Source organism: Frondihabitans peucedani (assembly GCF_039537585.1).
Taxonomy (GTDB): domain Bacteria; phylum Actinomycetota; class Actinomycetes; order Actinomycetales; family Microbacteriaceae; genus Frondihabitans; species Frondihabitans peucedani.
In genome coordinates, this window is record NZ_BAABAU010000001.1 from 2,177,778 (window position 1) to 2,203,493 (window position 25,716).

Consider the following 25,716-nt stretch of genomic DNA (forward strand, 5'->3'; position numbering starts at 1 on the left):
CTCGGAGTGGCCTTCCGCCGCCCGGGGATCTACAAGACCCCAGACGAACTGCGCAGGATGCTGCGGCCCGGCCTGCTGACGGCCGCGTCGCTCGACGCCGTGGCTGCAGCGATCCGCCCCGGAGTCACGACGGGCGAGCTCGACGCGATCGCCGAGAAGACGATCCGCGACGGCGGTGGCGAGCCGAACTTCATGCTCGTGCCCGGCTACTCGAAGACGACGTGCGTCTCTGTCAACGACGACGTCGTGCACGGCATCCCGGGCGACCGGGTCCTCGTCGCGGGCGACATCGTGTCCGTCGACAGCGGGGCGCAGCTCGAGGAGTGGAACGGCGACAGCGCCCGGACATTCGTCGTCGAGGGTGTCGCCGATCCTGCGCGGACCGAGGCCCGCCGCGAGCTCAATCGTGTCACCGAGCAGTCTCTCTGGCACGGCATCGCCGCTCTCGCCACCGCCCGCCACCTGAACCAGGTCGGCGAGGCCATCGAGGAGTACGTCGAGTCGCAGGGCACGTACGGGATCCTCGAAGACTATGTCGGCCACGGCATCGGGCGCTCCATGCACGAGGAGCCGCCGGTGTTCAACTACCGCGTCCGCGGCAACGGGCCCGCAGTGAAGGCCGGTCTCGTCGTGGCGATCGAGCCCATGATCACCGCGGGAGGCATCGAGACCTTCACGCAGAGCGACGACTGGACCGTGACGACGAGCGACGGCTCCGACTCCGCGCACTGGGAGCACTCCGTCGCCGTGCACCCGGGCGGCGTGTGGGTGCTGACCGCAGCCGACGGCGGGGCGTCGGGCCTCGAGCCGCTGGGCGTCCGGCCGGTCCCGCTGCCGTAGTCGGGCGGCGCCCGCTACCCGTTTCCGACCGAGCAGGTGGCCTCCGACGCCGCCTGGCCGGTGATGGTCGACGGGAGCGTCGACGACGTGGCCGCCGGGGACGATGTCGCCGAGGAGGAGGGCGTGGCGGTCGGGCTGGACGTGGCAGCGGTGCCTGATCCTGCGCTGCCCGATGCGGTGCCGCCCGCTGTGCCGCTCGACGTCGTCCCGCTCGACGTCGTCCCGCTCGACGCCGTGCCGCTCGACCCCTCCGCGGCCGACGCTCGCCCGGTGCTGTTCGCGCCGAGGGTGAACTTCGTGTCGCTCTTGAGGTCGGCGTTCAAGATCGTCGCCGACGACTCGTCAGCGACCACCCGGTTGGAGTTCTCGGGGTCGGTCGCCGTCGGGTACTGGACGAAGAGCACCTTCGACAGGTCGATGCCCTTGAGCGCCAGGCCGAGCTCGACCATCGTGTCGGTGTCGCCGAGGCTCTTCGAGAGGGTCATGTTCTTGACCGCCGCCGACGCGAGCCCGTAGAGCTTGACCGGGTTGCCGAGGGTGCCGCTCGAGACGATCTTCCGCATCATGGCCGACAGGAACACCTGCTGCGACGAGATGCGGGCGAGGTCGCTCCCGTCTCCGACGCCGTGGCGGGTGCGGAGGAACTCGAGCGCCTGCAGCCCCTGAAGCGTGTGGGTGCCGGCCGAGAGGACGAGACCGGAGTCGGAGTCGTCGATGGGCCTGGCCACGCAGACGTCGACCCCGCCGATGGCGTTCGACATCTCGATGACGCCGTCGAACGTGATCTCGGCCGCGTAGGGGATCGTCAGACCCGTCATCGACTCGACCGTGGCGACGGTGCAGCCGAGACCTTCTCCGAGACTCGTGTTGAACTGCTGGTAGTCCGCTGCGGGGAACGTGGCGCCGTTCGTCCCGGTGCAGGAGGGGAGGTCGACCATGAGGTCGCGGGGGAACGAGACGGCGGTCATCTGCGTGTGGTCGGCCGACAGGTGGATCAGGATCGTGACGTCGTTCCGGCTGCCGTCCGCGACCCCGGCTGCCACGTCGGTCTGGCCCACCCGGGTGTCGCTGCCGACCAGCAGGATGTTCGCCCCGCCCTCGATCGCGCCGATGGAGGTGCTCTCGGCGATCCTGTCGTCCTTCGCGCCGATGGAGACGCTCTTGATCTGCGTCTTCAACGAGATCCCGGCGAACGCGGCGACCCCTCCGACGCTGACCAGCGACACGGCGAGGGCGACTCCCACGAGGAGCGCCGCGAAGCGGAAGGGTCCGCTCCGGGGCAGTCGCCCGTGGCGGGCGACACCCGACCGGGCAGGATCACGGCGTCTCGAACGTTCTCCAGGCACGGCTCTCTCTTTCGGTCTCGCGGAGTCCGGGCGGGTCGGACGACTCGGCACAGACGACGGCGTGTCGAGTTGACCCGCCGGGTTGGCAAACTATAGCCCCATCGCATAAGATCGATCTTTGGTGTCCCAGGCCCGCATTCTGCGAGCCGCCTCGATCGCGATTCGTCCGCGCGTCGTGATCCTGAGGGCGCCGCTCCCCGCAAGACCAACACAAACAACTCTTTAGCGACAGTGAGGCTATGGCCAAAAAAGACGGTGTCATCGAAATCGAAGGCGCAGTGGTCGAAGCGCTGCCCAACGCCATGTTCCGCGTTGAGCTGAGCAACGGACACAAGGTCCTCGCACACATCTCCGGAAAGATGCGGCAGCACTACATCCGCATCCTCCCCGAAGACCGTGTGATCGTGGAGCTGAGCCCCTACGACCTGACCCGCGGCCGGATCGTCTACCGCTACAAGTAGGCCAGTCCTAGAGAGTCGTCTGTCTTGGAAAGGAACGGCCCGGCGCATCCGTCGGGCACGAGGCCAGCGAGTCAGAAAGAACACACAATGAAGGTCAAGCCCAGCGTCAAGCCCATCTGCGAGCACTGCAAGGTGATTCGCCGCAACGGCCGCGTCATGGTCATCTGCAACAGCAACCCGCGCCACAAGCAGCGCCAGGGCTGATCCCGCAGGCTGACAGCTCCACCGCATCACCCCAAGCAGCACCAGATCCGCAGGATCCCGAGACGGTCACTCGTCGAGGGAGACCGCGGGGACACCCAGGGCGGAGGCCCTGGCACCGGCGCTGTGACACACCTCCACCATCTCTCAAGGAGAAGCCACAATGGCACGTCTAGCAGGCGTAGACATCCCGCGCGACAAGCGCGTGGAAGTCGCACTGACCTACATCTACGGAGTCGGCCGCACGCGCGCGCTCAAGACTCTCGCCGAGACCTCGATCGACGGCAACATCCGCGTCAAAGACCTGAGCGACGACCAGCTCGTCCTGCTCCGCGACTACATCGAGGGCAACTTCAAGGTAGAAGGTGACCTCCGCCGCGAGGTCGCCGCCGACATCCGCCGCAAGGTCGAGATCGGCAGCTACGAGGGCATCCGCCACCGCCGCGGTCTGCCCGTCCGCGGCCAGCGCACCAAGACCAACGCTCGTACCCGCAAGGGCCCGAAGCGCACGGTCGCCGGCAAGAAGAAGGCTCGATAGGCCCGGCGCTCGCCGTAGCCATTCCCAGGTTGTAGGAGAAAAAATTGGCAGCACCGAAGTCGGCCGCGCGTAAGCCCCGCCGTAAAGAGAAGAAGAACGTCGCCGTGGGCCAGGCCCACATCAAGTCGACGTTCAACAACACCATCGTTTCGATCACCGACCCGTCCGGGGCCGTCCTGAGCTGGGCTTCGTCCGGCGCCGTCGGCTTCAAGGGCTCGCGCAAGTCGACCCCGTTCGCGGCGCAGCTCGCTGCCGAGTCGGCTGCGCGTCAGGCGCAGGAGCACGGCGTCAAGAAGGTCGACGTGTTCGTCAAGGGCCCGGGTTCCGGCCGCGAGACGGCGATCCGCTCGCTCCAGGCCGCTGGCCTCGAGGTCGGTTCGATCAACGACGTCACCCCGCAGGCGCACAACGGATGCCGCCCGCCGAAGCGCCGTCGCGTCTGAGTTAACAGTGCCGCCGCGTCCCCGGAGCACCCCGTGAGGGGGCTCCGGGGGTCGCGGCGTTCACCACGCAGTTCGTCGGCACAGGTGCTCCGGGGCGACCCGGAGCGGCCTGTGCATCTCACAACTCAAAAGACCGACTGACAGCCACCAGTCGTACCGCCAAGAGTCATATGCAGGGCTCTTCGCCGAAAGGAATCCACAGTGCTCATTGCACAGCGCCCCACCCTCACCGAGGAGAACATCTCGGAGTTCCGCTCCCGCTTCGTGATCGAGCCCCTCGAGCCCGGCTTCGGCTACACGCTCGGCAACTCGATGCGTCGCACCCTCCTCTCGTCGATTCCCGGAGCGGCTGTCACCAGCATCCGCATCGACGGCGTGCTCCACGAGTTCACGACGGTCCCCGGTGTCAAAGAAGACGTCACCGAGGTCATCCTGAACATCAAGAGCCTCGTCGTCTCGAGCGAGCACGACGAGCCGATCACCGCCTACCTGCGCAAGCAGGGTGCCGGTCAGGTCACCGCCGCCGACATCTCGGTCCCGGCCGGTGTCGAGGTGCACAACCCCGAGCTCGTCATCGCGACCCTGAACGACAAGGCCAAGTTCGAACTCGAGCTGACCATCGAGCGCGGCCGCGGCTACGTGTCGGCGGTCCAGAACCGCTCGGAGTTCTCCGAGGCCGGTCAGATCCCGATCGACTCGATCTACTCGCCCGTCCTCAAGGTGACCTACCGCGTCGAGGCGACTCGTGCCGGTGAGCGCACCGACTTCGACCGCCTGGTGGTCGACGTCGAGACCAAGCCCGCGATCAGCCCCCGCGACGCCATCGCGTCGGCCGGCCGCACCCTGGTCGAGCTCTTCGGTCTCGCCCGTGAGCTCAACACCGCCGCCGAGGGCATCGAGATCGGCCCCGCGCCGGTCGACGCCGTCCTCTCGTCGGAGCTGCAGACCCCGATCGAGGACCTCGATCTGTCGGTGCGCAGCTACAACTGCCTGAAGCGCGAGGGCATCAACACGGTGTCCGAGCTCGTCGCCCTGTCGGAGACGCAGCTCATGAACATCCGCAACTTCGGTCAGAAGTCGGTCGACGAGGTGAAGGACAAGCTCGTCGAGCTCGGCCTCTCGCTGAAAGACACCGTTCCCGGCTTCGACGGCGCTCACTTCTACAGCGGCTACGACGAGGACGAGACCAACTAGGTCCCGCCCCTCGACGCCCTCCACCTCTCGACACTTTAGGAAAAGACATGCCCAAGCCCACCAAGGGTCCCCGCCTCGGAGGCGGCCCGGCGCACGAGCGCCTGCTGCTCGCCAACATGGCCGGCCAGCTGTTCACGCACAAGAGCATCAAGACGACCGAGACCAAGGCCAAGCGCCTGCGTCCCGTCGCCGAGCGCCTGGTCACGTTCGCCAAGCGCGGCGACCTCCACTCGCGTCGTCGCGTCCAGAGCATCCTGCGCAACAAAGAGGCCACGCACATCCTGTTCTCCGAGGTCGCGCCCCTGCTGGAGCTCCGTGAGGGCGGTTACACCCGCATCACCAAGCTCGGCTTCCGCAAGGGCGACAACGCGTCGATGGTGCAGATCGAGCTCGTCCTCGAGCCCGTGAGCCCGAAGACCAAGGGCGCTGCCAAGAGCTCGCGCTCCTCGGCTGCTGCCGTCCCGGCGACCACCCAGGCGCTCCTCGACGAGCCGTCCGACGAGCTGACCGCTTCTGACGAGGCGATCATCGAGGCCACGACCGAGGCTCCCGTCGACTCCGACGAGACCCCCGAGACGACCGCCGAGCTCGAGAGCGAGTCGTCCGACGAGCTGACCGCCTCCGACGAGACGATCATCGAGGCCACCACCGAGGCGCCGGCCGACGAGGCCGCCGCCGACGAGGGCGACGCCAAGAAGTAGTCCGCTCCACTGCACCACAGCCTGAAGGCCCGCCTCTCTCGGAGGCGGGCCTTCTCGCGATCCTGCGCCATTTAGGATTGTCGGCGTGGAAAACGAGAGCGGAGCCGTGCGACTGAGGCTCGACGTCTCGTACGACGGCACCGCCTTCAACGGCTGGAGCACGCAGCCCGGTCTCCGCACCGTCCAGGGCGAGATCGAGGCCGCGCTCGACACGACGTTCCGGCGCTACCTTCCGGCTCCGCGCCTCGTCGTCGCCGGACGCACCGACGCCGGCGTCCACGCCACAGGGCAGGTCGCCCACCTCGACCTGACGGCTGCGCAGCACGCGTTCCTGCAGGTCCCGCACCGCAACAAGACGAAGTACCCGCCGTTCCCGCCGGCGCTCCGGCTCGCGCGCAGGATCAACGGGCTGGCCGGCGCAGAAGACGACCTCCACGTCACACACGCCTCGGTGGTGCCCGCGACCTTCGATGCCCGCTACTCGGCGCTCTGGCGCGAGTACGAGTACCGCGTGAGCGACCTGACCGGGCCCCGGCACCCCATTCGGCGCTTCGACACCCTCTGGTTCGACGCGACGGTCGACGTCGACCTCATGAACGCCACCGCGCTGAGCCTCCTGGGGCTGCACGACTGGGCGGCCTACTGCAGACCCCGGGTGGGAGCGACGACCGTGCGGACGCTCCAGGAGTTCCACTGGCGGCGCGATCCGGACGGGATCCTGGTCGCCCGCGTCCGGGCCGATGCGTTCTGCCACAGCATGGTGCGCTCTCTCGTCGGCGTCACGCTGGCCGTGGGGGAGGGGCGGCTCGCGCTGGCAGACGCCGCGCGCATCCGCGAGGCGCGGCTCCGGAGCGGCGAGTTCAAGGTCGCGCAGGCGCACGGGCTGACGCTCCGCGAGGTGTCGTATCCGCACGAGGAGCAGTTCGAGGCGCGGGCCGAGCTGACCCGGGCGCGGCGCGCTGCGCTCTGAAGGGGCGCAGGCCCGGGATCCTGCGCTCGACGGCACCGGCACCGGCACCGCACGCCCGGGCGCGGTTGCCCGGAGCCCGGTCTTCCTGTAACGTCTCCGATTGGTGTCTGCGCAACTGCGCGCTCTCGCCCGAAGTTGAGCCCTCCACCTGACTCGTTCACGCCTCATCGAGGCACGAACGGCAACGGAGCGGGATTCACGAACCTCTCACCTCGACCAGAAAGCAGCACTACTGTGACGCGCACTTTCTCCCCCACCCCGGTTGATGTCCAGCCGCAGTGGCTGATCATCGACGCCGAAGACATCGTCCTCGGCCGTCTCGCCAGCCACGTCGCCGCGCTTCTGCGCGGCAAGCACAAGCCCACGTTCGCTCCCCACATGGACATGGGCGACTTCGTCATCGTCGTCAACGCCGAGAAGGTCGCACTGACCGGCTCCAAGCTGCAGACGAAGCTGGCCTACCGCCACTCGGGCTACCCGGGCGGCCTCACGGCTCAGACCTACTCCGAGATGCTCGAGAAGCACCCGACGCGCGCGGTCGAGAAGGCCATCCGCGGCATGCTTCCGAAGAACTCCCTCGGTCGCGCGCAGATCCAGAAGCTGAAGGTGTACGCGGGTCCTGAGCACCCTCACGCGGCACAGAAGCCCACGCCGTACACCCTCGACCAGGTCGCCCAGTAGCGCCCGCTAAAGACCTAAAGGACTTATTCACAGTGGCCAGCATCGCCGATTCCATCGAAAACACCCCCGAGAGCTTCACGACCGAGAGCGCCGCTCCTGTCGAGGCCTCGGCTCCCCGTCCCGTCCTCACCGTCGGCGGCGGCGCCGTCGGTCGCCGCAAGCAGGCGATCGCCCGCGTGCGCCTCACGCCCGGCACCGGTGTCATCACCGTCAACGGCCGTGCGCTCGACGAGTACTTCCCCAACAAGCTGCACCAGCAGCTGATCAACGACCCGTTCAAGGTCCTCGACCTGCTCGGCTCGTACGACGTCGTCGCGAAGATCTCCGGCGGTGGCCCCTCGGGTCAGGCCGGCGCCCTCCGCCTCGGCATCAGCCGCACGCTGAACGAGATCGACGAAGAGAACAACCGCGCCGAGCTGAAGAAGGCGGGCTTCCTCAGCCGCGACGCTCGCGTCAAGGAGCGCAAGAAGGCCGGTCTCAAGAAGGCCCGTAAGGCTCCTCAGTTCTCCAAGCGCTAGTCACCGGCAGGGCTTCGCGATGACGCGTCTCTTCGGAACCGACGGAGTTCGGGGCCTCGCCAACCGCGAGTTGACGGCCGTACTCGCCCTGGGCCTCGCCCAGGCGAGTGCGGTCGTGCTCACGAAGGGGCATCACGCCGATGCCCGCCGTGCCGAGGGGCGACGACCCGTCGCCCTCCTGGCGCGCGACCCCCGCATCTCGGGGGAGTTCCTCGCCGCGGCCGTCGCCGCAGGCCTGGCCTCGTCGGGTGTCGACGTGCTCGACGCCGGCGTGATCCCGACGCCCGCGGCGGCGTTCCTGGTCGCCGACTCCGGAGCCGACTTCGGGGTCATGATCAGTGCCTCGCACAACCCGGCGCCCGACAACGGCATCAAGTTCTTCGCCTTCGGCGGCGCGAAGCTGCCCGACGAGGTCGAAGACCGCATCGAGGCCACGATGGACGCCCCGCGGCTCATGCCCGTCGGCGGCGATGTCGGCAGGATCCGGCGCTTCGCCGACGCGGAAGACCGCTACGTCGTCCACCTCCTCGGTGCCGTCCGGAACCGCCTCGACGGCATCCACGTCGTGCTCGACTGCGCCAACGGCGCGGCGGCCGGCGTCTCGCCCGAGGTGTTCCACGACCTCGGCGCACGCGTCACCGTCATCGGTGCCGACCCCGACGGCGTCAACATCAACGACGGGGTGGGCTCGACCCACCTCGCTCAGCTCTCCGCGGCTGTCCTCGAGCACGGCGCCGACGTCGGCATCGCCCACGACGGCGACGCCGACCGCTGCCTCGCGGTCGACGCGTCGGGCGCCGTCGTCGACGGCGACCAGATCATGGCGATCCTCGCTCTCTCGCTCAAAGAGCGCGGGGCGCTGAAAGACGACACGCTCGTCGCGACCGTCATGAGCAACCTCGGCCTGAAGCGGGCCATGCAGGATCACGGCGTCCGCGTCGTCGAGACCGGCGTCGGCGACCGCTACGTGCTCGAGGAGATGAACGAGCACGGCTTCAGCCTCGGCGGCGAGCAGTCGGGCCACATCATCTTCGCCGAGCACGCCACCACCGGCGACGGGGTCCTCACCGGGCTGTCGCTCGTGGCCGAGATGGCCAGGACGGGCAAGTCGCTGGCGGAGCTGGCCTCCGTCATGACGGTGTTCCCGCAGATCCTGATCAACGTGCGCGACGTCGACCGCGCGCGGCTGCACGGCGACGAGGTCGTCGCGGCAGCCGTGGCAGCCGCCGAGGAGTCGCTCGGAGACGCCGGCCGGGTGCTGCTGCGCCCGTCGGGCACCGAGCAGCTCGTCCGCGTCATGGTCGAGGCCGCCTCGCAGGACGACGCCGACAGGATCGCGCACTCGCTCGCCGAGGTCGTGCGGGAGCGGCTGGGGAACGCGGCGGCCTAGCTGCTGCTGCTGCTGCTGCTGCTTGCGGCTGCTGCTGCGGCTACGTCTTGCGGCGCCGCAGGTCGGCGTCGGCACCTGTCCGCGGACAGGTGCCGCTGCCGACCCGCGGTGCCGACGGCCGCGGACGGCGTAACGTCGACGGGTGAGCTCAGGATCGACCCCCGCACCCGCCCGGCAGTCCCTCGGCTTCGCCGCCGTGGTGTTCGTCTTCGCCGTCGTCATGATCGGCACCACTCTGCCGACGCCGATCTACCCCGAGTACCAGAGGCAGTTCGGCTTCTCCGGCGGGACGACGACCGTGCTCTTCGCCGTGTACGCGGCGGGTGTCATCGCGGCCCTCGTCGGCGTCGGGCAGCTGAGCCAGATCGTCGGTCGTCGACCCATGCTCCTGGCCGGGGTCGTGCTGTCGCTCGTCAGCGCCGTCCTCTTCGCCATCGGGACCGCCGAGAGCCTGCTCTTCGTCGGCCGCGTGTTCTCCGGCTTCTCGGCCGGCATCCTGACCAGCACGGGCACCGTGGCGGTGCTCGAGCAGGCCCCGAAGGCGCGCAAGGCTGTTGCCGGAGCCCTGGCCACCGCGGCGAACATCGGCGGCCTCGGCCTCGGCATGTTCCTCGCCGGGCTGCTGGCGCAGGTGACGCCCTGGCCGACACGCGCGCCCTACGTGGTGCACGCGATCCTGCTGGTGATCGCCGGGGTGGCCCTGCTCGTGGTCCGGGAGACCGTCGAGAAGAAGCAGGATGCGCGGTTCCGGCTGCAGCGGCCGGGCGTGCCGAGCGAGGCGAGGCGCGTCTTCGCGGCGGCCTCCATCGGCGCCGTCGCCGGCTTCGCGGTCTGCGGCCTCTACTCGTCGGTGGCGCCGAACTTCGTCGGGACCGTGCTCGGCATCCACTCGCCGCTGGTCGTCGGCGTGACGACCGCGTCGCTGTTCGCCGCCTCCGCCGTCGCGCAGATCGTGCTCGGCAGGCTCGGGCTCGTGCCGGCCATCGCGACCGGGAGCATCCAGCTGTTCGTCGGGATGATCCTGCTCGCCGTCGCCCTGCCGCTCGCCTCGCTCGCGCTGCTGCTGGTCTCGTCGGTCGTGTCGGGTGCCGGCCAGGGACTGCTGTTCAGTTTCGGGCTGCGCGCGATCGTCGCGGCGGCCCCCGACGACAGGCGGACGGAGGCGACGAGCGCGTACTTCGTCGTGGCGTACCTCGCGATCTCGGTGCCGGCGATCCTGGCCGGTGTGGCCGAGGGGCTGATCGGGCTCACGGCGACGGGGGTCGGGTACGCGGCCGTGATGGGGGTGCTGTGCGTGGTGGCCTTCGCCGGTCGGGGGCGCTTCGCGGGCGTCGCCGACTGACCCCGGGGTCGCCTCAGACCCTCGCGATCGGCTGGCGCGGTGGTCCTAGGACCACCGGCGCGGCCGATCGCGAGGGTTTGAACGACGCGGGCGGACGGACGGGGCGCCGGGCGCGGTGAGGGGAGGGGAGCGGGCGCGGGCGCGAGTCAGATCTTGCGGAGGAGGACCGACGCGACCTTGTGGTCGGGGCCCTTGCGCAGCACGAGGGTCGCGCGCGAGCGGGTGGGCTGCACGTTCTGCTTGAGGTTGGGCTCGTTGACGGTGCGCCAGACCTCGCGGGCGAAGCCCAGGGCCTCGTCTTCGGGGATCGACGAGAAGCGGTGGAAGAACGACTCCTCCTGGCTGAAGGCTCCCTCGCGGAGCTGCCGGAAGCGCTCGACGAACCAGTTCTCGATGTCGTGCGTGCGGGCGTCGACGTAGACCGTGAAGTCGAACAGGTCGCTCAGGGCCAGGCGGCCGCCGACAGCGGGCTGCAGGACGTTGAGGCCCTCCACGATGAGGATGTCGGGGCGCCGGATCACGACCTCCGCCCCCGGCACGATGTCGTACTCGACGTGCGAGTAGAACGGTGCCCGCACCTCCTCCGCCCCGCTCTTCACGCGTGACACGAACTTCAGCAGGGACCGGCGGTCGTACGACTCGGGGAAGCCCTTGCGGTCCATGATGCCGCGACGCTCGAGCTCGGCGTTCGGGTAGAGGAAGCCGTCCGTGGTGATCAGCTCGACCCGCGGGGTGTCGCTCCAGCGCGACAGGAGCTCGCGCAGGAGACGCGCGACCGTCGATTTGCCCACCGCGACGGATCCTGCGACGCCGATCACGAACGGGGTGCGCTGCGCGCGCTCTCCGAGGAAGTCGCTGGTGGCCCGGTGGAGGCTCTGCGCCCCGGCAGCGTAGAGGTTGATCAGCCGGCTGAGGGGCACGTAGACGTCGCTGACCTCCTGCAGGTCGAGCCGGTCGCCGAGCCCTCGGAGCTGGACCAGCTCGGTCTCGGTGAGCGGGTTCTTCGCCACCGGCGCCAGCGCAGCCCAGGCGTCGCGGTCGACCTCGACGAACGGCGTCAGATGGGCAGGGGAGGTGGCGGTCGCGTCGGCCATAAGTCGAAAGGCTATACGCCGACAGGCGGACCGGCCTGCAGCGCGAGGCGGATGAGGCCTGCAGCGCGAGGCGGACGAGCCTCGCAGTCGGCGTCGAATAGGCTTGCGCGCATGTGTGGCATCGTGGGTTACGTCGGTTCGGACAAGAGCGTGGAGGTCCTCCTCGGGGGCCTCAAGCGGCTCGAATATCGCGGCTACGACTCCGCGGGCATCGCCGTGATCGGGCCGGACGGCACGCTCGACATGCGCAAGAAGGCCGGCAAGCTGCAGATGCTGGTCGACGACCTCGACGCGTCGCCGGTCACGAACGGCAGTACCGGCATCGGGCACACCCGCTGGGCGACGCACGGCGGCCCCACCGACGAGAACGCGCACCCGCACCTCTCCGACGGCGGCAGGCTGGCGCTCATCCACAACGGCATCATCGAGAACTTCTCCGAGCTGAAAGAGGAGCTCCTCCTCGAGGGCACCGTCTTCGCGTCCGAGACCGACTCCGAGGTGGCCGCTCACCTCGTCGCCCGCGCCTACCGCGAGACCGGCGACCTCGCCGAGGCCCTCCGCGTGGTCGTGAAGCGGCTCGAGGGCGCCTTCACGCTGCTCGTCGTCCACGCCGACCAGCCGGGCGTCGTCGTCGGTGCCCGCCGCAACTCGCCGCTCGTGATCGGGCTCGGCGACGGCGAGAACTTCCTCGGCTCCGACGTCGCGGCGTTCATCGAGTTCACCCACCGCGCCATGGCGATCGGGCAGGATCAGCTGGTCACCATCACCCCCGACGCAGTCGCAGTCGTCGACTTCGACGGCAACCCCGTCGAGGCCACCGAGTTCGAGGTGACCTGGGACGCCGCCGCCGCCGAGAAGGGCGGCTGGTCGAGCTTCATGGCCAAGGAGATCAGCGAGGAGCCCGAGGCCGTCGCGAAGACCCTGCTCGGCCGAGCGGTCGACGGCGCCGTCCACCTCGACGACCTCGACCCGATCCGCGAGCGGCTGCTCACGGTCAACCGCATCATCATCATCGCGTGCGGCACGGCCGCCTACGCGGGCATTCTCGGCAAGTACGCGATCGAGCAGTGGTCGAGGCTCCCCGTCGAGGTCGAGCTGGCGCACGAGTTCCGCTACCGCGACCCGGTGCTCGACGACCACACCCTGGTGGTCTCGATCAGCCAGTCGGGCGAGACGATGGACACGCTGATGGCCGTCAAGTACGCCCGCGAGCAGGGCGCCCAGGTGCTCTCGATCTGCAACACGCAGGGCGCCACGATCCCGCGGGAGTCCGACGCGGTCATCTACACGCACGCCGGCCCGGAGGTCGCCGTCGCGTCGACGAAGGCCTTCGTCGCGCAGGGCACCGCGCTGTTCCTCCTCGGTCTGCACCTCGCGACGCTCCGCGGCACGCTGAGCAGCGAGGCCATCGCCGATCTCGTGGACGACCTGAAGGCGATCCCCGAGAAGATCGAGCGCGTGCTCGAGACCGGCGACCGCATCAAGACGCTGGCCGGCTGGATGGCCGACACCCGCTCGGTGCTGTTCCTGGGCCGCCACGTCGGCTACCCGATCGCTCTCGAGGGGGCGCTCAAGCTGAAGGAGCTGGCCTACATCCACGCCGAGGGCTTCGCCGCCGGCGAGCTCAAGCACGGCCCGATCGCGCTGATCGAGCCGGGCCAGATCGTCTTCGTGATCGTGCCGTCGCCCCGCGACCCGCGGTCGCTCCACCCCAAGGTCGTCTCGAACATCCAGGAGATCCGCGCCCGCGGCGCCCGCGTCATCGCGATCGCCGAAGAGGGCGACGCGGCCGTCCTGCCGTTCGCCGACGAGGTCCTGCACATCCCGCTCGCGAGCCCGCTCTTCGAGCCGCTGCTCGCGGTCGTGCCGCTGCACATCTTCGGCATGGAGCTCGCCGCCGCGAAGGGCCTCGACGTCGACCAGCCCCGGAACCTCGCCAAGAGCGTCACGGTCGAGTAGACGCCCCGGGCCGAGAAGCAGACGAGCAGAGAACAGGGCGCAGGATCACTGTGGCGATCGTCGGTATCGGGGTGGACGTCGTCGACGTCGCCAGGTTCGCGCGCACCCTGGAGCGCACGCCGCGGCTCCGCGGGCGCCTCTTCACCGACGCCGAGCTGCTGCGCGACGGCGAGCCGCGCCGCGCGGAGTCGCTCGCGGCCCGCTTCGCCGCCAAGGAGGCGCTGATCAAGGCCCTCGGCGGCTCGACCGGCGTCGGCTGGCACGACATGGTCGTCGGGGCGGACGACCAGCGCGCTCCGTCGCTGACTCTCAGCGGGGGAGCGGCGCTCCTGGCCGAGTCCCGTGGCGTCACCGACGTCCACCTCTCGCTGAGCCACGACGCCGGGGTGGCGACCGCGTTCGTCGTCGCCGAGGAGGTGCGCGCCCCGTGACGCAGGAGGCCCGGCTGACGATCGACACGTCCGCGCTCCGGCACAACGCGGCGATCCTGCGCGACTCGGTGGACGCCGAGCGCGTGATGGCCGTCGTCAAGGCGAACGGCTACGGCCACGGGGCCCTCGAGAGCGCCCTGGCGTTCGAGGCGGGCGGCGTCGACTGGCTCGGCGTGGTCGATCTCGACGAGGCCGTGGCGCTGCGCCGGGGCGGGGTGAGCCTGCCGATCCTGAGCTGGCTGCACGCTCCGGGAGAGACGTTCGAGCGCGCGGTTCAGTTCGAGATCACGCCGGGCGTCAGCGACCTCGCGCAGCTCGAGGCGTGCGCCGCGGCTGGCGTGCCCGCCGTCCACCTCTGCCTCGACACCGGGCTCAGCAGGAACGGCGCGATCGAGGAGGAGTGGGAGGCCCTGTTCGACCGCGCGGCGGCCCTCGAGCGCGAGGGCGTCCTCCGCGTCGAGGGCCTCATGACGCACCTGTCGAACACCTCCCCGCAGGACGACGGGCACCAGACGGCGTCGTTCGTCCGGGCCGTCGGGATGCTCGACGAGCGGGGCGTGCACCCGCCGCTGCAGCACAGCGCCGCCTCGGCGGCCGCGCTCACCTACAGCAGCCCGCGCACGGCCATGGTGCGCTTCGGGCTCGCGATGTACGGGCTCAGCCCGTTCGCCGACCGGAGCGCCGCCGACCTCGGCATCCGCCCGGCGCTGACCCTGGCCGTGCCGGTGATCGGCGTCAAGGCGATCGCCGCGGGCGAGAGCACGTCGTACGGCTACACGTGGAGGGCCGAGCGCGACACCCGCCTGGCGCTCCTGCCGATCGGCTACGCCGACGGGATCGAGCGGATCGCGAGCAACCGCGTCCGCGTGCTGCTCGGCGGCCGCCTCTGCCCCGTCGTCGGCCGCGTCGCCATGAACGCCATGACAGTCGACATCGGGCCCGACGGCGGGGCCGACTCGGTCGCGGTCTCGCTCGGCGACGAGGCCGTCCTCTTCGGCGACGCCGCCGCCGGACACCCGACCGTGGCCGACTGGGCCGACGCGACGGGCACCATCACCTACGAGGTCGTCGCCCGGCTCTCGCACCGCCTGCCCAGGAGGTACGCGTGACGATCGACCAGCCCTGGCTCCGCCGCGCGACCGTCGACCTCGGCGCCTATCGGGCGAACCTGCGGCACCTCCAGGAGGTGGTCGCACCCGCCGACCTGATGGCCGTCCTGAAGGCCGACGGGTACGGGCACGGCGCCGTCGCTCTCGGTCGGGCCGCCGTCGAGGCCGGTGTCACCTGGCTCGGCGCGCTGGAGCTCGCCAACGCCCACGAGCTCCGCGAGGCCGGGATCGACGAGCGGGTGTCGATCATGGTGTGGCAGTTCGCGTCCTCCGAGACCTTCGAGCGGGCCGTCGGCGAGCGGATCGACCTCGGCCTGTCGAGCCTCCGTCAGCTCGAGGCCGTGGCCCGGGCCGTCCGGAGCGTCGCCTCGGCCGCAGCCCCCGACGCCCGCCCCGAGGCGCTGATCGAGATCCCGGCCCTGGTGCACCTCAACGTCGACACCGGCCTCCACCGCGACGGCGTGCTGCCGGGCGACTGGGACGCCCTGGTGCTCCGGGCCGTCGAGCTCCGCGACGAGGGCGTCATCCGGCTCCGCGGCATCTACTCGCACCTCGCCGAGGCGTCCGACGACGACGACACCGCCTCCGCCCGGGCCCTGGCCGAGGCGACGGAGCGAGCCGAGGCGCTCGGCGCCCGGTTCGAGAGGCGCCACCTCACCGCCTCGAGCGCCGGCCTGGAACGGCCCGAGCTGCGCCTCGACATGGTGCGCATGGGGGCGAACACGTACGGCATCCCGGTGACCGACGGCGTCACCGCGGCCGACCGCGGGCTCGTGCCGGTGATGACCCTCAGCGCCAGGATCGCGCGCGTCAAGCGCATCGCTCAAGGCACGGGCGTCTCGTACGACTACACCTGGCGCGCCCCGCGCGACACCACGGTCGCGCTGGTGCCGATCGGGTACGCCGACGGCATCCCGCGGCGCTCGCAGCACGGCGCCTCCGTCGCTGTCCGCGGAAGGCGTTACCCGATCGTCGGGCGCGTCGCGATGGACCAGTTCCTGATCGACGTCGGCGACGACCCGGTCGAGGTCGGCGACGAGGCCACCCTCTTCGGATCAGGATCGCGGGGCGAGCTGACGGTCGGCGAGTGGGCCGACCTGATCGGCACGATCGGCGAGGAGATCGTCTCCGGCCTCGGGCCGCGGATCCCGAGGGTGTACGTCTGATGGCCCGGCTCTTCGAGGGCGGCGTCGCCGACAGCGGAGCCATGGAGGCGCTCGGCGAGCGGCTGGCGGGCGTCCTCCGACGCGGCGACCTCCTCGTCCTGACCGGGCCGCTCGGCGCCGGCAAGACGACGCTGACGCGCGGGATCGGCCGCGGGCTGGGCGTCCGCGGGCCGGTCGCGTCGCCGACGTTCGTGCTCGCGCGGACGCACCCGTCACTCCGGCCGGACGGCCCGCCGCTCGTGCACGTCGACGCGTACCGCCTCGGCTCAGCCGCCGAGCTCGACGACCTCGACATCGACTTCGAGGGCTCGGTCGTCGTGGTCGAGTGGGGCGCCGGGATGCTCGACGGCATCGCCGACTCGTGGCTCGACGTCCGCATCGAGCGCCCGGTGGGCGGCGAGGTCGAGCAGGATCCCGACGACTTCGGTGACGAGCCCCGTCGCGTGGTCGTCGAGGCGCACGGGCCGCGCTGGGCCGGCGTCGCGCTCGACGCCTGAGCGCGCCCGGCGCCCAGGCAGGCCCGGCCGGGTCGGCGCTCGCGGATACGATTGACCCATGCTCCTGGCGATCGACACCTCCTCCTGCACGTCGGTGGCCGTCGTCGACCGCGAGCGGGGCGTCCTCGCCGAAGCCACCGAGCTCGACACCCGGCGGCACGCCGAGGTCGTCGGCGAGCTCATCGCCGCCTGTCTCGACGAGGCCGGGGTGTCGCCCCGCGACCTCAGCGCCGTCATCGCCGGAATGGGCCCCGGCCCCTTCACCGGCCTCCGGGTCGGCATCGCCGCCGCCCGGGCCTTCGCCTTCGGCGCGGGGAGGCCCTGCCTCCCGCTCGTGAGCCACGACGCCGTGGCCTTCGAGAGGCTCGGCGGGCTGGCGCTCGTGGCGGGCGGCGTGGCCGGTGCGCCGGCGCCTGCCTCCCCGGAGCGGGCAGTGCCTGCCGCCTCCGCGCAGCCGCTCCTCGTCGTCACCGACGCGCGGCGCCGCGAGGTGTACTGGAGCGCGTACTCGCACCTCGACGAGCAGGGTCTGCCCGTGCGCGTGAGCGGGCCGTCTCTGGTGCGTCCGGACGATCTCGACGAGGTGGTCCGGGCATCCTGCGGGGCCTCGTTCACGGCCGACGCCGAGCGCACCGACCCGGCGTCCACCGCGGTCTCGGGAGCCGCCCTCGGCCTGCTCGGCGAGACGCTCTACGCCGCGGGCCGGTCGTTCGCGGCGGACGAGCCGCTCTACCTCCGCTCGCCCGACGTGACCGTGCCGGGCGCCCCCAAGAGGGTCTCGTGACCGCAGGGGCGGTCGAGATCCGCCGGGCGACCCCGGCCGACCTCGAGCCGATCATGGCGATCGAGACGGCGGCGTTCGTCAACGACGCCTGGAGCCCCGAGAGCATGGCCCACGAGCTCGCCGACTCGTCGTGCTTCTACCTCGTCGCCGTCGAGCAGGCGGCGGGCGAGGCGGGTGCCGTCGTGGCCTACTCCGGGCTCCGCGCTCCGATCGGGTCGCCGGACTCCGACATCCAGACCATCACGGTGGCGCCCGAGTACCGCCGCCGCGGCATCGCCCGAGACCTGGTGCGCAGGATGCTCGACGAGGCCGCGGCCCGCGGCGCCCGCGAGACGTTCCTCGAGGTGCGGGTCGACAACCCCGGCGCCCAGACCCTGTACGAGTCGTTCGGGTTCGAGGGCATCGCCGTCCGCCCCCGCTACTACATGCCCGACGGGGTCGACGCGCTCGTGATGCGGGCGTCGCTCCCGGCGCCGTCGGCCGCTCTCTCGACCTCGGAGGACCTGTGATCCGCGAACCCCTGGTGCTGGGCATCGAGACGAGCTGCGACGAGACCGGCATCGGCATCGTCCGCGGACGCACCCTCCTCGCCAACGTCATCGCGTCGTCGATGGACGAGCACGCCCGCTACGGCGGCGTCGTCCCCGAGATCGCTGCCCGGGCGCATCTGGAGGCCCTGCAGCCGACGCTCAGTGCGGCCCTGGCCGAGGCCGACGTCTCGCTCGACGACCTCGACGCGATCGCCGTCACGAGCGGCCCGGGCCTCGCCGGTGCCCTCATGGTCGGCGTCGGGGCTGCCAAGGCACTCGCGCTCGGCGCGGGCAAACCGCTCTACGCGGTCAACCACCTCGTCGGCCACGTCGGGGCCGACGTGCTCCGCGACGACGGCAGCGAGATCGAGCTGCCGACGATCGCGCTCCTCGTCTCGGGCGGGCACACGTCGCTCCTCCACGTCCGCGACCTCGTCGACGACGTCGAGCTCCTCGGCGAGACGATCGACGACGCTGCGGGCGAGGCGTTCGACAAGGTGGCGCGACTGCTCGGGCTGCCCTACCCGGGCGGCCCCCAGATCGACCGGGTCGCGGCTGACGGCGATCCTGCGGCCATCCGGTTCCCCCGCGGGCTGACCCTGCCGAAAGACCTCGAGAAGCACCGGTACGACTTCTCGTTCTCCGGCCTCAAGACGGCCGTCGCGCGCTGGGTCGAGAAGACCGAGGCGGCAGGATCGCCCGTGCCCACCGCCGACGTGGCGGCCAGCTTCCGCGAGGCGGTCGTCGACGTCCTGCTGACGAAGGCCCTCGCGGCGTGCGCCGACCGCGGGGTGCCCCGCCTGCTGCTCGGCGGGGGAGTCGTGGCGAACGCGCGGGTGCGCGAGGTCGCCGCGGCCCGGTGCGCGGAGGCCGGCATCGAGCTCAGGATCCCGCCCCTGTCACTCTGCACCGACAACGGCGCGATGATCGCCGTCCTCGGGGCCGAGCTCGTCGCGCGCGGCCGCCGCCCCTCGCCGCTGTCGTTCGGCGCGGACTCCACGCTGCCGGTGACGAGCGCGCAGGCGCTGTAGGCGCTGTAGGTTCGTAAGACCGCAGAGTCGCCGTCTCGAGAGGATCCGCCGATGTCCGATGGTCGTCTTCCCGCTGCTCCTCCGCCGCACGATCCGTCCGGACCGGTGCCGCCGCCCGGCCGCCGCTGGAACCTGCTCGCGATCGCCAGCCTCGTCCTCGGCGTGCTGAGCTTCCTGCTGAGCTGGTACGGGATCATCGGCGTGGCCGCCGTCGTGACCGGGATCGTCGCGCTCCGGCAGATCGGCACGACCCGGCAGCGGGGGCGGTGGCTCGCGGGTGCCGGCGTCCTCCTTGGCGCGCTGGCCGTCGTCATCGTGATCGCCCTCGTGCTCATCGGCCGCGCGGCAGGCTGAGCGCGCGCGGCCGGACCGCTCTCGGGCCGGCTACGGCGTGCAGCGGACGCGACCCCGATCAGGGGGACTCCTGCCGTCGGGGGTACGCGCTAGGGTCGATGGAACCCCTCACCACCGGGCGGGCGCGCCCCCGCGACCGCCCGGAGCCGGGTGAGGCAGCACGGCGGGGGACGCCGTCTTCACGAACCGGAGCGACGAGCATGAGCGATCAGACCGACCACACGCCCGACGAGAGCGGCCGCGAGTCGCAGCCGCCGGCGTACGGGCAGAATCCGCCGGCCTATGAGCAGAATCCCCCGGCCTACGGGCAGGACAAGCCCGCGTACGGGCAGAACCCGCCGGCCTACGGGCAGGATCAGCCGTCCTACGGCCAGAACCAGCCGGCCCAGAACCCGTACGGCACGCCGGCGCCGAACCCGTACGCGCAGAGCCCCTACGGTCAGGGCGGCTACGGCCAGAATCCCAACGGCCAGAACGCCTACGGCCAGAACCCGTACGGCGGGCCGGTGCCCGGCACGACGAGCCCGCTGGCCATCGTCTCGATGATCCTCGGCATCGTCGGCGTGATCGGCGGCTTCCTCTTCTTCGCTCTGATGCCCATCGCCGCGATCATCCTGGGCTTCATCGCTCGTCGACGCACCCGTCAGTACCACCAGCAGGGCGCGGGCATGGCGCTCGCCGGCATCATCACCGGCTTCGTCGGGGTGGCGTTCTTCGTCGCGTACATCGTGGTCGTCGTGGTCATCGTCGCGGCCGACCCGAACATGAACTAGGCCCGACTCGTGATCCCGAGGGCAGCCTCCGCACTCCGGCTCGGGCTGGTCCTCGCCCTGTGGCGCCGCTACCGGGCGGCTGCGACGCCGAGCGAGCGGGAGACCGCGGGCCGGGCGATCATCGCGATCGCGTCGGTCTGGGTCGGGGCCGTCGCACTGACGGGCCTCGTCGTCTTCGGGTGCGTGGCGTTCCTGCTGCTCCTGGTGCGGGTCTGACGATCCTGCACGCCGGAAGGCCGCCGGGCGCCCCCTAGGCGGGCTGGACGCGCTCGCAGAGGAGCGCCGTGTGGTGGCCCGCGACGCGGGTCAGGATCAGCGTCGCCTCGTTCGCGCCCGACAGCTGCAGCCGCTTGCGGAACGCGGCGGGGTCGATGTCGACGCCGCGCTTCTTGATCTCGACGCGTCCGATCCCGCGCTTCTTGAGCTCCTGCCGGAGGCGCTTCTCGTCGAGCGGGAACGTCTCGACCACCCGGAAGCACTGCGCGAACGGGGTCGCGACGGCGGTCGGGCCGGAGAGGTAGGCGATGTCGCGGCTGATGGTCCGCGCGCCGATCAGCCGGGCCAGGTCGCCGATCAGCCGCGCGCGGATCACGCCTCCGTCGGGCTCGTACACGTACTCGTCGAGATCGCCGACCTCGACGTCGTCCGAGTCGCCCGCCGCGGTCAGCTCGGCGGGCCCGTGCGCCCCGAGCACGAGGGCTGCGCGCCGGATGCCGGGCCGCGCCAGGGCGCCGAACCAGACGCCCACCTCGACGACGGAGCGGTCGACCGAGATCCACTGGCACTCGGCGTCCGACGGCAGCAGCTCGCGGTCGACGCCGGGGCCGAGCTTCACGCCGGTCGGCAGACGCTCGGCGAAGGCAAACGCGGTGTCGAGGGCGGGCGACCAGTCCGCGGGATCCTGCAGGCGCCTGGTCGAGCTGTGCCCCTCCGTTCGGCGCGCAGGATCGAGGAACACCCCGTCGACCCCGTCGAGGTCGGCTTCTTCAGCGGCGCCGAGGCGCACCTCGGCCGCGGGCCACGGTGCGAGGTTGTACGTGGCGATCGCCGCCGTCACCTCGTCGCGGTCGACGGCGACGACACCGAGGTCGAGGGCGGCCAGAGCGAGCGCGTCGCCGCCGATGCCGCAGCCCAGGTCGGCGATGCGCCGGAGGCCGGCGCGGCGGAAGCGGCCGGCGTGCGTCGACGCGACCGGGAGCCGCGTGGCCTGCTCGAGCCCCGCCTCGGTGAAGAGCATGCGGTCGGCGAAGTCGCCGAACTTCGACCGCCCCTTGGCGCGGAGTCGCGCCTGCGTGAGCACGGCGGCGACGAGCGAGGGGGAGTGGCCCTCCTTGCGGAGGCGGGCGACCTGCTGGACGACGTCGGCCTTCTGGTCGAACGCGGGCAGCGAGTCGAGCAGCCGGAGTCCGTCGACGGTCAGGAGTTCGCGGAGTTCGGTCGGCTGCATGTCTCTATGGTGTCATTGGCACTCGGATTGACCGAGTGCCAATCCGGCTCTAAGGTGGTTCTGGCACTCACACGCGTGAAGTGCCAACCACGGATTTCCAGTTCCGCTGCCGCAGCTCGTTTAGAAAGAAGAGGTCAACCGTGTCGGTCAACATCAAGCCGCTCGAAGATCGCATCGTCATTCGTCAGGTCGAAGCCGAGCAGACCACTGCTTCCGGTCTCGTGATCCCCGACACCGCCAAGGAGAAGCCCCAGGAGGGCGAGGTCGTGGCGGTCGGACCGGGTCGCATCGACGACAAGGGCAACCGCGTTCCGCTCGACGTCGCCGTCGGCGACAAGGTCATCTACTCGAAGTACGGCGGGACCGAGGTGAAGTACGGCGGGGAAGACCTGCTCGTGCTCTCGGCTCGCGACGTGCTGGCGGTCGTCGTCAGCTGACAGCGACACCCCGGAAGGCCCCGGCTCCTCACGGAGTCGGGGCCTTTCTCCGTCGGTGGCAGCCGTTAGCCTCTCAAGGTGAGTAACGAGGATCAGGGCCGCGCACGCGCCGGCCTGCTGTTCGCCGTCGGCGCCTACGGCCTGTGGGGCTTCCTGCCCGTCTACTTCCTCCTGCTCCAGCCCGCGGGCGCGGTCGAGATCGTGTCGTGGCGGATCCTCTGGTCGCTGGTGTTCTGCGCGATCCTGCTGGCCGCGACGAGGTCGTTCCGGCGCTTCGCAGCGCTGCTCCGCGACCGCCGGGTGGTCGCGACCATGGCTCTCGCGGGCGCCACCATCGTCGTCAACTGGACGACGTTCATCTTCGCCACGCTCAGCGGCCACCTGGTTGAGGCCGCCCTCGGCTACTTCATCAATCCGGTCGTGACCGTGCTGCTCGGGGTCGTCGTCCTCCGGGAGCGGCTCCGCGTGCGCCAGTGGGTCGCCGTGGGCATCAGCGTCGCCGCCATCGTGGTCATCGCGGTCGGCTACGGGCAGATGCCGTGGATCTCGCTCATCCTGGCCTTCTCGTTCGGCACCTACGGCCTCATCAAGAAACGGGTCGGCGGTCGGGTCGACGCCGTGGGCGGGCTGACCCTCGAGACGCTCGCCATGGCGCCGTTCGCCGCGATCGCCCTGGTCGTCGTCGGGGCGCAGGGCGGAGGGCTCGCCTTCGGCTCGTCCGGCCTGCCCCAGGCCGCGGCAATCGTGGGCACCGGCGTAATCACCGCGGTCCCGCTGCTCTTCTTCGCCGCTGCCGCGAGCCGCCTGCCGCTCTCGACGCTGGGTCTCACGCAGTACCTCGCGCCGATCCTGCAGCTCGTCGTCGGGACGGCTCTGCTGCACGAGCCGATGACGACCTCCAGGTGGCTCGGCTTCGCCCTGATCTGGGTGGCGCTGGCCGTCTTGAGCGCCGACGCGCTCCTCGAGAACCGCGCTCAGCGGGGCCTCGCGCAGTCAGCAGCTTCATCACGAATTGCTAACGAAACCGCGAGGTGATGCCTGCAACACACGGGCGAAACAATAGCCCCCTAGGTTCTAACCCATTCACACGGTTGGGTCGCGCGCCATCGCGCGACCGCATCACCACCGTTCAGAGAGGGTTCACGGATGATCAGATCCACCACTGCCCTGAAGGCGCTCACGATCGCGGGTGCAGCGACACTGCTCCTCGTCGGCTGCTCCTCCACGGGCTCCAGCAACTCGCCGAGCAGCTCGTCGACGCCGAAGTCGTCGTCTGCGAAGGCCGACCCGGCTGCGAAGTGCAAGGCGCCTTCGACGCCGAGCACCGACGCGATGAAGATCGGCACCATGCTGCCGCTCACGGGATCGCTGGCGTACCTCGGCCCGCCCGCCGTCGCGGGTGCCGGCCTGGCGCTCGATGACATCAACGCGGCCGGCGGCGTCGTCGGCAAGCCGGCGTCCATCGCCTCGGCCACCGACTCCGGCGACTCGACCGACCTCACGGTCTCGAGCTCCGCAGCCGCGAAGCTGAAGGCCGCGAAGGTCTCCGTCGTCCTGGGCGCCGAGTCGTCGAGCGTCACGCTCAACGTCGTCGACCAGATCACGAGCAGCTGCACCATCGAGATCTCGCCCGCCAACACGGCGTCGGCGCTCTCGGGCTACTCGTCGTACTACTACCGCACCGCTCCGCCGGACTCGGTCCAGGGCTCCGCCCTCGGCCAGCTCGTCGTCGGCGACGGCAACGCGAAGGTCGCCTTCCTGGTCTTCAACGACTCGTACGGCACCGGTCTCCGCGACTCGACCCAGAAGGCCATCGAGGCTGCGGGCGGATCCGTCGTCTACGGCGGCACCGGCAAGAGCCAGGAGTTCCCTCCCGGTCAGAAGACCTTCTCGTCCGAGGTGACCGCGGCCCTCGCCGCCAAGCCCGACGCGATCGTCATCCTGGCGTTCGACGAGACCAAGCAGATCGTGCCCGAGCTCGTCTCGCAGGGCTGGGACCTCTCGAAGACCTACATGTCGGACGGCAACACGGCCGACTACTCGAAGGACTTCCCCGCGAAGACGCTGACCGGCGGAAAGGGCACCATCCCCGGCGCCCAGCCGACCAGCGCCCTCAAGACCCGCCTGAACGCGTGGTACCAGAAGAACAACGGCAAGGCGCTGGCCGACTACTCGTACGCCGCCGAGTCGTACGACGCGATCACCCTGACGGCGCTGGCCGCCGAGAAGGGCAAGGGCACCGACGCCGGCACGATCCAGGCCAACATGGCTGCGGTCTCCGGAGCCGACGGCGGCACCAAGTGCGACACCTTCGCCGCCTGCAAGAAGCTCCTCGACGCCGGTACCGACATCCAGTACCAGGGTCCCTCGGGCATCGGGCCGTTCAACAAGAACAACGACCCGTCGAGCGCCTACATCGGCATCTACAAGTACGACGAGAAGAACGTCCCCGTGTACCAGAGCAGCATCCAGGGCGACGTCAAGTAGCACCACTCACACAGTCAGACCCGACGCCGGAAGCCCGGCAGGAGCGATCCTGCCGGGCTTCTCGGTGTCTCGGGGAGGGCCGCCGCGGCCGTCTGATGAGTGTCCGCACTTCGTCTCGCGTCTGTCCGCACTCCGTCTCGCGTCTGTCCGCACTCCGTCTCGCGTCTGTCCGCTTTTCTGGGGACAGTCGTTCCCCGCTTCGAGGCCTCACTCATGCCACGATTAGCGTTGATGTCAACGCCTCCCGACGCGCACCACGCCGGCCGACGCCGCGGCCTGGACGCCCTGCTGGCGCTCGGGCGCCCCCTCCTGCTGATCTCGTTCGCCCTCTACCAGCTCGAGGTCCGCCGCAACCTCTACCCGCGCGACAGGCAGCCCGACGGCTTCGACGGCGTCGACCCGGTCAGGCTCCTGTTCGTCGGCGACATCGCCGTCTCGGGCCACGGCGTCCTCAGCCACGGCCTGACGCTCGTCACCCGCACAGCGGAGCGCGTCGCCGTCGAGACGGGTCGAGGCGCGACCTGGACGGTCGTCTCCGAGACGGACCTGACCCTCGCGAAGCTCCTGGCCCGCCCCGAGATCGGCGCGTCGGGCGCTGAGGTCGCGTTCGTCGCGCTCGGCATCCCCGACGTGCTCCTGGCGACCAGACCCGAGCACTGGGCGCGCGACCTCGAGACCCTCGTGCGCAGGATCCAGAGGGAGTCCGGTCTCCGCGCCTGTCGCGTGGTCGTCTCGGGCATCCCGCCGCTCACCGACTTCCGGCCGATCCGGCCCGCCGTGCGCCGCGTCATCGCGAGCCAGGTCGACCGCCTGAACGCCGCCAGCGCCGAGGTGGTCGAGGCGCTGCCGGGCGCGGTCTACGCGGGATTCCCGACCTGGCGGATCGGCGACATGTACATCAAGCAGGCCTTCTCGTGGCGCACGATGCACGATGCCTGGGCGGAGAGCCTGGCGGCGGCGCTGAGGCCGTAGCGGGCGTCCTGCGGGTCTGC

The 25,716-nt window shown here is 70.7% G+C and carries 30 protein-coding genes; 27 read left to right on the forward strand and 3 right to left on the reverse strand.

What is annotated here, in order from left to right; translation table 11 throughout:
- The first annotated feature begins 6 nt into the window (after nucleotides 1–6).
- Nucleotides 7–840, forward strand: coding sequence for a type I methionyl aminopeptidase (gene map / locus ABD733_RS10205; protein ID WP_344795644.1), 834 nt, complete (start codon nucleotides 7–9; stop codon nucleotides 838–840).
- A 14-nt stretch (nucleotides 841–854) separates the two neighbouring features.
- On the opposite strand, the gene ABD733_RS10210 is transcribed toward map, so the two are convergent.
- The gene (locus ABD733_RS10210) at nucleotides 855–2,186 is read right to left on the reverse strand and encodes an LCP family protein (RefSeq protein WP_344795646.1); all 1,332 of its coding nucleotides are present in this window, start codon (nucleotides 2,184–2,186) and stop codon (nucleotides 855–857) included.
- 239 nt (nucleotides 2,187–2,425) lie between these two features.
- On the opposite strand from ABD733_RS10210, the gene infA reads away from it, so the two are divergent.
- The 11 genes from infA to ABD733_RS10265 all read left to right on the forward strand — a co-directional run bounded on the left by infA (nucleotide 2,426) and on the right by ABD733_RS10265 (nucleotide 10,625).
- Nucleotides 2,426–2,647: a translation initiation factor IF-1 gene (gene infA / locus ABD733_RS10215; protein WP_055965022.1), complete on the forward strand. Its 222-nt coding sequence runs from the start codon at nucleotides 2,426–2,428 to the stop codon at nucleotides 2,645–2,647.
- An 87-nt stretch (nucleotides 2,648–2,734) separates the two neighbouring features.
- The gene (gene rpmJ, locus ABD733_RS10220) at nucleotides 2,735–2,851 is read left to right on the forward strand and encodes a 50S ribosomal protein L36 (protein WP_286345960.1); all 117 of its coding nucleotides are present in this window, start codon (nucleotides 2,735–2,737) and stop codon (nucleotides 2,849–2,851) included.
- Between the two features lie 160 nt (nucleotides 2,852–3,011).
- On the forward strand, nucleotides 3,012–3,386 hold the full coding sequence (rpsM, locus tag ABD733_RS10225) for a 30S ribosomal protein S13 (protein WP_286345961.1): 375 nt from the start codon (nucleotides 3,012–3,014) through the stop codon (nucleotides 3,384–3,386).
- 44 nt (nucleotides 3,387–3,430) lie between these two features.
- Nucleotides 3,431–3,829, forward strand: coding sequence for a 30S ribosomal protein S11 (gene rpsK / locus ABD733_RS10230; protein ID WP_055799944.1), 399 nt, complete (start codon nucleotides 3,431–3,433; stop codon nucleotides 3,827–3,829).
- Between the two features lie 201 nt (nucleotides 3,830–4,030).
- Nucleotides 4,031–5,023, forward strand: coding sequence for a DNA-directed RNA polymerase subunit alpha (locus ABD733_RS10235; protein WP_344795650.1), 993 nt, complete (start codon nucleotides 4,031–4,033; stop codon nucleotides 5,021–5,023).
- Between the two features lie 47 nt (nucleotides 5,024–5,070).
- Complete coding sequence (gene rplQ / locus ABD733_RS10240) at nucleotides 5,071–5,724, forward strand: 50S ribosomal protein L17 (protein WP_344795652.1); 654 nt, start codon at nucleotides 5,071–5,073, stop codon at nucleotides 5,722–5,724.
- 85 nt (nucleotides 5,725–5,809) lie between these two features.
- The gene (locus tag ABD733_RS10245; protein ID WP_344795654.1) at nucleotides 5,810–6,694 is read left to right on the forward strand and encodes a tRNA pseudouridine synthase A; all 885 of its coding nucleotides are present in this window, start codon (nucleotides 5,810–5,812) and stop codon (nucleotides 6,692–6,694) included.
- Nucleotides 6,695–6,928: 234 nt separating this feature from the next.
- Entirely contained in the window at nucleotides 6,929–7,375 is a 447-nt protein-coding gene (gene rplM, locus ABD733_RS10250) for a 50S ribosomal protein L13 (RefSeq protein WP_344795656.1), read from the forward strand.
- 32 nt (nucleotides 7,376–7,407) lie between these two features.
- Nucleotides 7,408–7,893, forward strand: a complete 486-nt coding sequence (gene rpsI, locus ABD733_RS10255) for a 30S ribosomal protein S9 (RefSeq protein ID WP_344795658.1) — start codon at nucleotides 7,408–7,410, stop codon at nucleotides 7,891–7,893.
- Between the two features lie 19 nt (nucleotides 7,894–7,912).
- Entirely contained in the window at nucleotides 7,913–9,283 is a 1,371-nt protein-coding gene (glmM, locus tag ABD733_RS10260; protein ID WP_344795660.1) for a phosphoglucosamine mutase, read from the forward strand.
- Nucleotides 9,284–9,425: 142 nt separating this feature from the next.
- Nucleotides 9,426–10,625 carry an MFS transporter gene (locus tag ABD733_RS10265; protein WP_344795662.1) on the forward strand — a complete coding sequence of 400 codons (1,200 nt, stop codon included), beginning with the start codon at nucleotides 9,426–9,428 and terminating at the stop codon, nucleotides 10,623–10,625.
- 146 nt (nucleotides 10,626–10,771) lie between these two features.
- Here the strand turns inward: ABD733_RS10265 and coaA are convergent, their stop codons facing one another.
- A complete protein-coding gene (coaA, locus tag ABD733_RS10270; protein WP_344795664.1) occupies nucleotides 10,772–11,719 on the reverse strand; it encodes a type I pantothenate kinase in 948 nt (315 codons plus the stop codon).
- A gap of 111 nt (nucleotides 11,720–11,830) precedes the next feature.
- Between coaA and glmS the strand changes: the two genes are divergently transcribed.
- The 11 genes from glmS (at nucleotide 11,831) to ABD733_RS10325 (ending at nucleotide 20,569) form a co-directional block, all read left to right on the forward strand.
- Nucleotides 11,831–13,678 (forward strand): glutamine--fructose-6-phosphate transaminase (isomerizing), encoded by a 1,848-nt coding sequence (gene glmS / locus ABD733_RS10275; RefSeq protein WP_344795666.1) that lies wholly within the window; start codon nucleotides 11,831–11,833, stop codon nucleotides 13,676–13,678.
- 50 nt (nucleotides 13,679–13,728) lie between these two features.
- Nucleotides 13,729–14,109 carry a holo-ACP synthase gene (locus ABD733_RS10280; RefSeq protein ID WP_344795668.1) on the forward strand — a complete coding sequence of 127 codons (381 nt, stop codon included), beginning with the start codon at nucleotides 13,729–13,731 and terminating at the stop codon, nucleotides 14,107–14,109.
- On the forward strand, nucleotides 14,106–15,218 hold the full coding sequence (alr, locus tag ABD733_RS10285; RefSeq protein ID WP_344795670.1) for an alanine racemase: 1,113 nt from the start codon (nucleotides 14,106–14,108) through the stop codon (nucleotides 15,216–15,218). The genes ABD733_RS10280 and alr (ABD733_RS10285) overlap by 4 nt, the downstream gene beginning before the upstream one ends.
- Nucleotides 15,215–16,384: an alanine racemase gene (gene alr / locus ABD733_RS10290; protein WP_344795671.1), complete on the forward strand. Its 1,170-nt coding sequence runs from the start codon at nucleotides 15,215–15,217 to the stop codon at nucleotides 16,382–16,384. Before alr (ABD733_RS10285) ends, alr (ABD733_RS10290) begins: the two co-directional genes overlap by 4 nt.
- A complete protein-coding gene (gene tsaE / locus ABD733_RS10295) occupies nucleotides 16,384–16,881 on the forward strand; it encodes a tRNA (adenosine(37)-N6)-threonylcarbamoyltransferase complex ATPase subunit type 1 TsaE (protein WP_425552879.1) in 498 nt (165 codons plus the stop codon). Before alr (ABD733_RS10290) ends, tsaE begins: the two co-directional genes overlap by 1 nt.
- A 58-nt stretch (nucleotides 16,882–16,939) precedes the next feature.
- Nucleotides 16,940–17,665, forward strand: a complete 726-nt coding sequence (gene tsaB / locus ABD733_RS10300) for a tRNA (adenosine(37)-N6)-threonylcarbamoyltransferase complex dimerization subunit type 1 TsaB (RefSeq protein WP_344795673.1) — start codon at nucleotides 16,940–16,942, stop codon at nucleotides 17,663–17,665.
- On the forward strand, nucleotides 17,662–18,174 hold the full coding sequence (gene rimI, locus ABD733_RS10305; RefSeq protein ID WP_344795675.1) for a ribosomal protein S18-alanine N-acetyltransferase: 513 nt from the start codon (nucleotides 17,662–17,664) through the stop codon (nucleotides 18,172–18,174). Before tsaB ends, rimI begins: the two co-directional genes overlap by 4 nt.
- Nucleotides 18,174–19,226 carry a tRNA (adenosine(37)-N6)-threonylcarbamoyltransferase complex transferase subunit TsaD gene (gene tsaD, locus ABD733_RS10310; protein ID WP_344796073.1) on the forward strand — a complete coding sequence of 351 codons (1,053 nt, stop codon included), beginning with the start codon at nucleotides 18,174–18,176 and terminating at the stop codon, nucleotides 19,224–19,226. The genes rimI and tsaD overlap by 1 nt, the downstream gene beginning before the upstream one ends.
- 51 nt (nucleotides 19,227–19,277) lie before the next feature.
- Nucleotides 19,278–19,580 (forward strand): DUF4190 domain-containing protein, encoded by a 303-nt coding sequence (locus ABD733_RS10315; protein ID WP_344795677.1) that lies wholly within the window; start codon nucleotides 19,278–19,280, stop codon nucleotides 19,578–19,580.
- Nucleotides 19,581–19,780: 200 nt separating this feature from the next.
- Nucleotides 19,781–20,353, forward strand: a complete 573-nt coding sequence (locus ABD733_RS10320) for a DUF4190 domain-containing protein (protein ID WP_344795679.1) — start codon at nucleotides 19,781–19,783, stop codon at nucleotides 20,351–20,353.
- Between the two features lie 9 nt (nucleotides 20,354–20,362).
- Nucleotides 20,363–20,569 carry a hypothetical protein gene (locus ABD733_RS10325; protein ID WP_344795681.1) on the forward strand — a complete coding sequence of 69 codons (207 nt, stop codon included), beginning with the start codon at nucleotides 20,363–20,365 and terminating at the stop codon, nucleotides 20,567–20,569.
- Nucleotides 20,570–20,603: 34 nt separating this feature from the next.
- On the opposite strand, the gene ABD733_RS10330 is transcribed toward ABD733_RS10325, so the two are convergent.
- A complete protein-coding gene (locus ABD733_RS10330) occupies nucleotides 20,604–21,800 on the reverse strand; it encodes a THUMP-like domain-containing protein (RefSeq protein ID WP_344795683.1) in 1,197 nt (398 codons plus the stop codon).
- 140 nt (nucleotides 21,801–21,940) lie between these two features.
- On the opposite strand from ABD733_RS10330, the gene groES reads away from it, so the two are divergent.
- The 4 genes from groES (at nucleotide 21,941) to ABD733_RS10350 (ending at nucleotide 25,696) form a co-directional block, all read left to right on the forward strand.
- Entirely contained in the window at nucleotides 21,941–22,237 is a 297-nt protein-coding gene (groES, locus tag ABD733_RS10335) for a co-chaperone GroES (RefSeq protein WP_344795685.1), read from the forward strand.
- A gap of 78 nt (nucleotides 22,238–22,315) precedes the next feature.
- The gene (gene rarD / locus ABD733_RS10340) at nucleotides 22,316–23,272 is read left to right on the forward strand and encodes an EamA family transporter RarD (RefSeq protein WP_344795687.1); all 957 of its coding nucleotides are present in this window, start codon (nucleotides 22,316–22,318) and stop codon (nucleotides 23,270–23,272) included.
- 111 nt (nucleotides 23,273–23,383) lie between these two features.
- Nucleotides 23,384–24,724: an ABC transporter substrate-binding protein gene (locus tag ABD733_RS10345; RefSeq protein ID WP_344795689.1), complete on the forward strand. Its 1,341-nt coding sequence runs from the start codon at nucleotides 23,384–23,386 to the stop codon at nucleotides 24,722–24,724.
- A 231-nt stretch (nucleotides 24,725–24,955) separates the two neighbouring features.
- The gene (locus tag ABD733_RS10350) at nucleotides 24,956–25,696 is read left to right on the forward strand and encodes an SGNH/GDSL hydrolase family protein (protein WP_344795691.1); all 741 of its coding nucleotides are present in this window, start codon (nucleotides 24,956–24,958) and stop codon (nucleotides 25,694–25,696) included.
- The last annotated feature ends 20 nt before the right edge of the window (nucleotides 25,697–25,716 follow it).

What these genes read in the sequence shown, in the direction of transcription:
- infA (WP_055965022.1), top strand. Translation starts at nt 2,426, where the DNA reads ATGGCCAAAAAAGACGGTGTCATCGAAATCGAAGGCGCAGTGGTCGAA.
- ABD733_RS10315 (WP_344795677.1), top strand. Translation starts at nt 19,278, where the DNA reads ATGTCCGATGGTCGTCTTCCCGCTGCTCCTCCGCCGCACGATCCGTCC.
- ABD733_RS10345 (WP_344795689.1), top strand. Translation starts at nt 23,384, where the DNA reads ATGATCAGATCCACCACTGCCCTGAAGGCGCTCACGATCGCGGGTGCA.
- glmM (WP_344795660.1), top strand. Translation starts at nt 7,913, where the DNA reads ATGACGCGTCTCTTCGGAACCGACGGAGTTCGGGGCCTCGCCAACCGC.
- ABD733_RS10350 (WP_344795691.1), top strand. Translation starts at nt 24,956, where the DNA reads ATGTCAACGCCTCCCGACGCGCACCACGCCGGCCGACGCCGCGGCCTG.
- tsaE (WP_425552879.1), top strand. Translation starts at nt 16,384, where the DNA reads ATGGCCCGGCTCTTCGAGGGCGGCGTCGCCGACAGCGGAGCCATGGAG.
- tsaB (WP_344795673.1), top strand. Translation starts at nt 16,940, where the DNA reads ATGCTCCTGGCGATCGACACCTCCTCCTGCACGTCGGTGGCCGTCGTC.
- rpmJ (WP_286345960.1), top strand. Translation starts at nt 2,735, where the DNA reads ATGAAGGTCAAGCCCAGCGTCAAGCCCATCTGCGAGCACTGCAAGGTG.
- rplQ (WP_344795652.1), top strand. Translation starts at nt 5,071, where the DNA reads ATGCCCAAGCCCACCAAGGGTCCCCGCCTCGGAGGCGGCCCGGCGCAC.
- ABD733_RS10320 (WP_344795679.1), top strand. Translation starts at nt 19,781, where the DNA reads ATGAGCGATCAGACCGACCACACGCCCGACGAGAGCGGCCGCGAGTCG.
- glmS (WP_344795666.1), top strand. Translation starts at nt 11,831, where the DNA reads ATGTGTGGCATCGTGGGTTACGTCGGTTCGGACAAGAGCGTGGAGGTC.
- rpsM (WP_286345961.1), top strand. Translation starts at nt 3,012, where the DNA reads ATGGCACGTCTAGCAGGCGTAGACATCCCGCGCGACAAGCGCGTGGAA.
- coaA (WP_344795664.1), bottom strand. Translation starts at nt 11,719, where the DNA reads ATGGCCGACGCGACCGCCACCTCCCCTGCCCATCTGACGCCGTTCGTC.
- ABD733_RS10330 (WP_344795683.1), bottom strand. Translation starts at nt 21,800, where the DNA reads ATGCAGCCGACCGAACTCCGCGAACTCCTGACCGTCGACGGACTCCGG.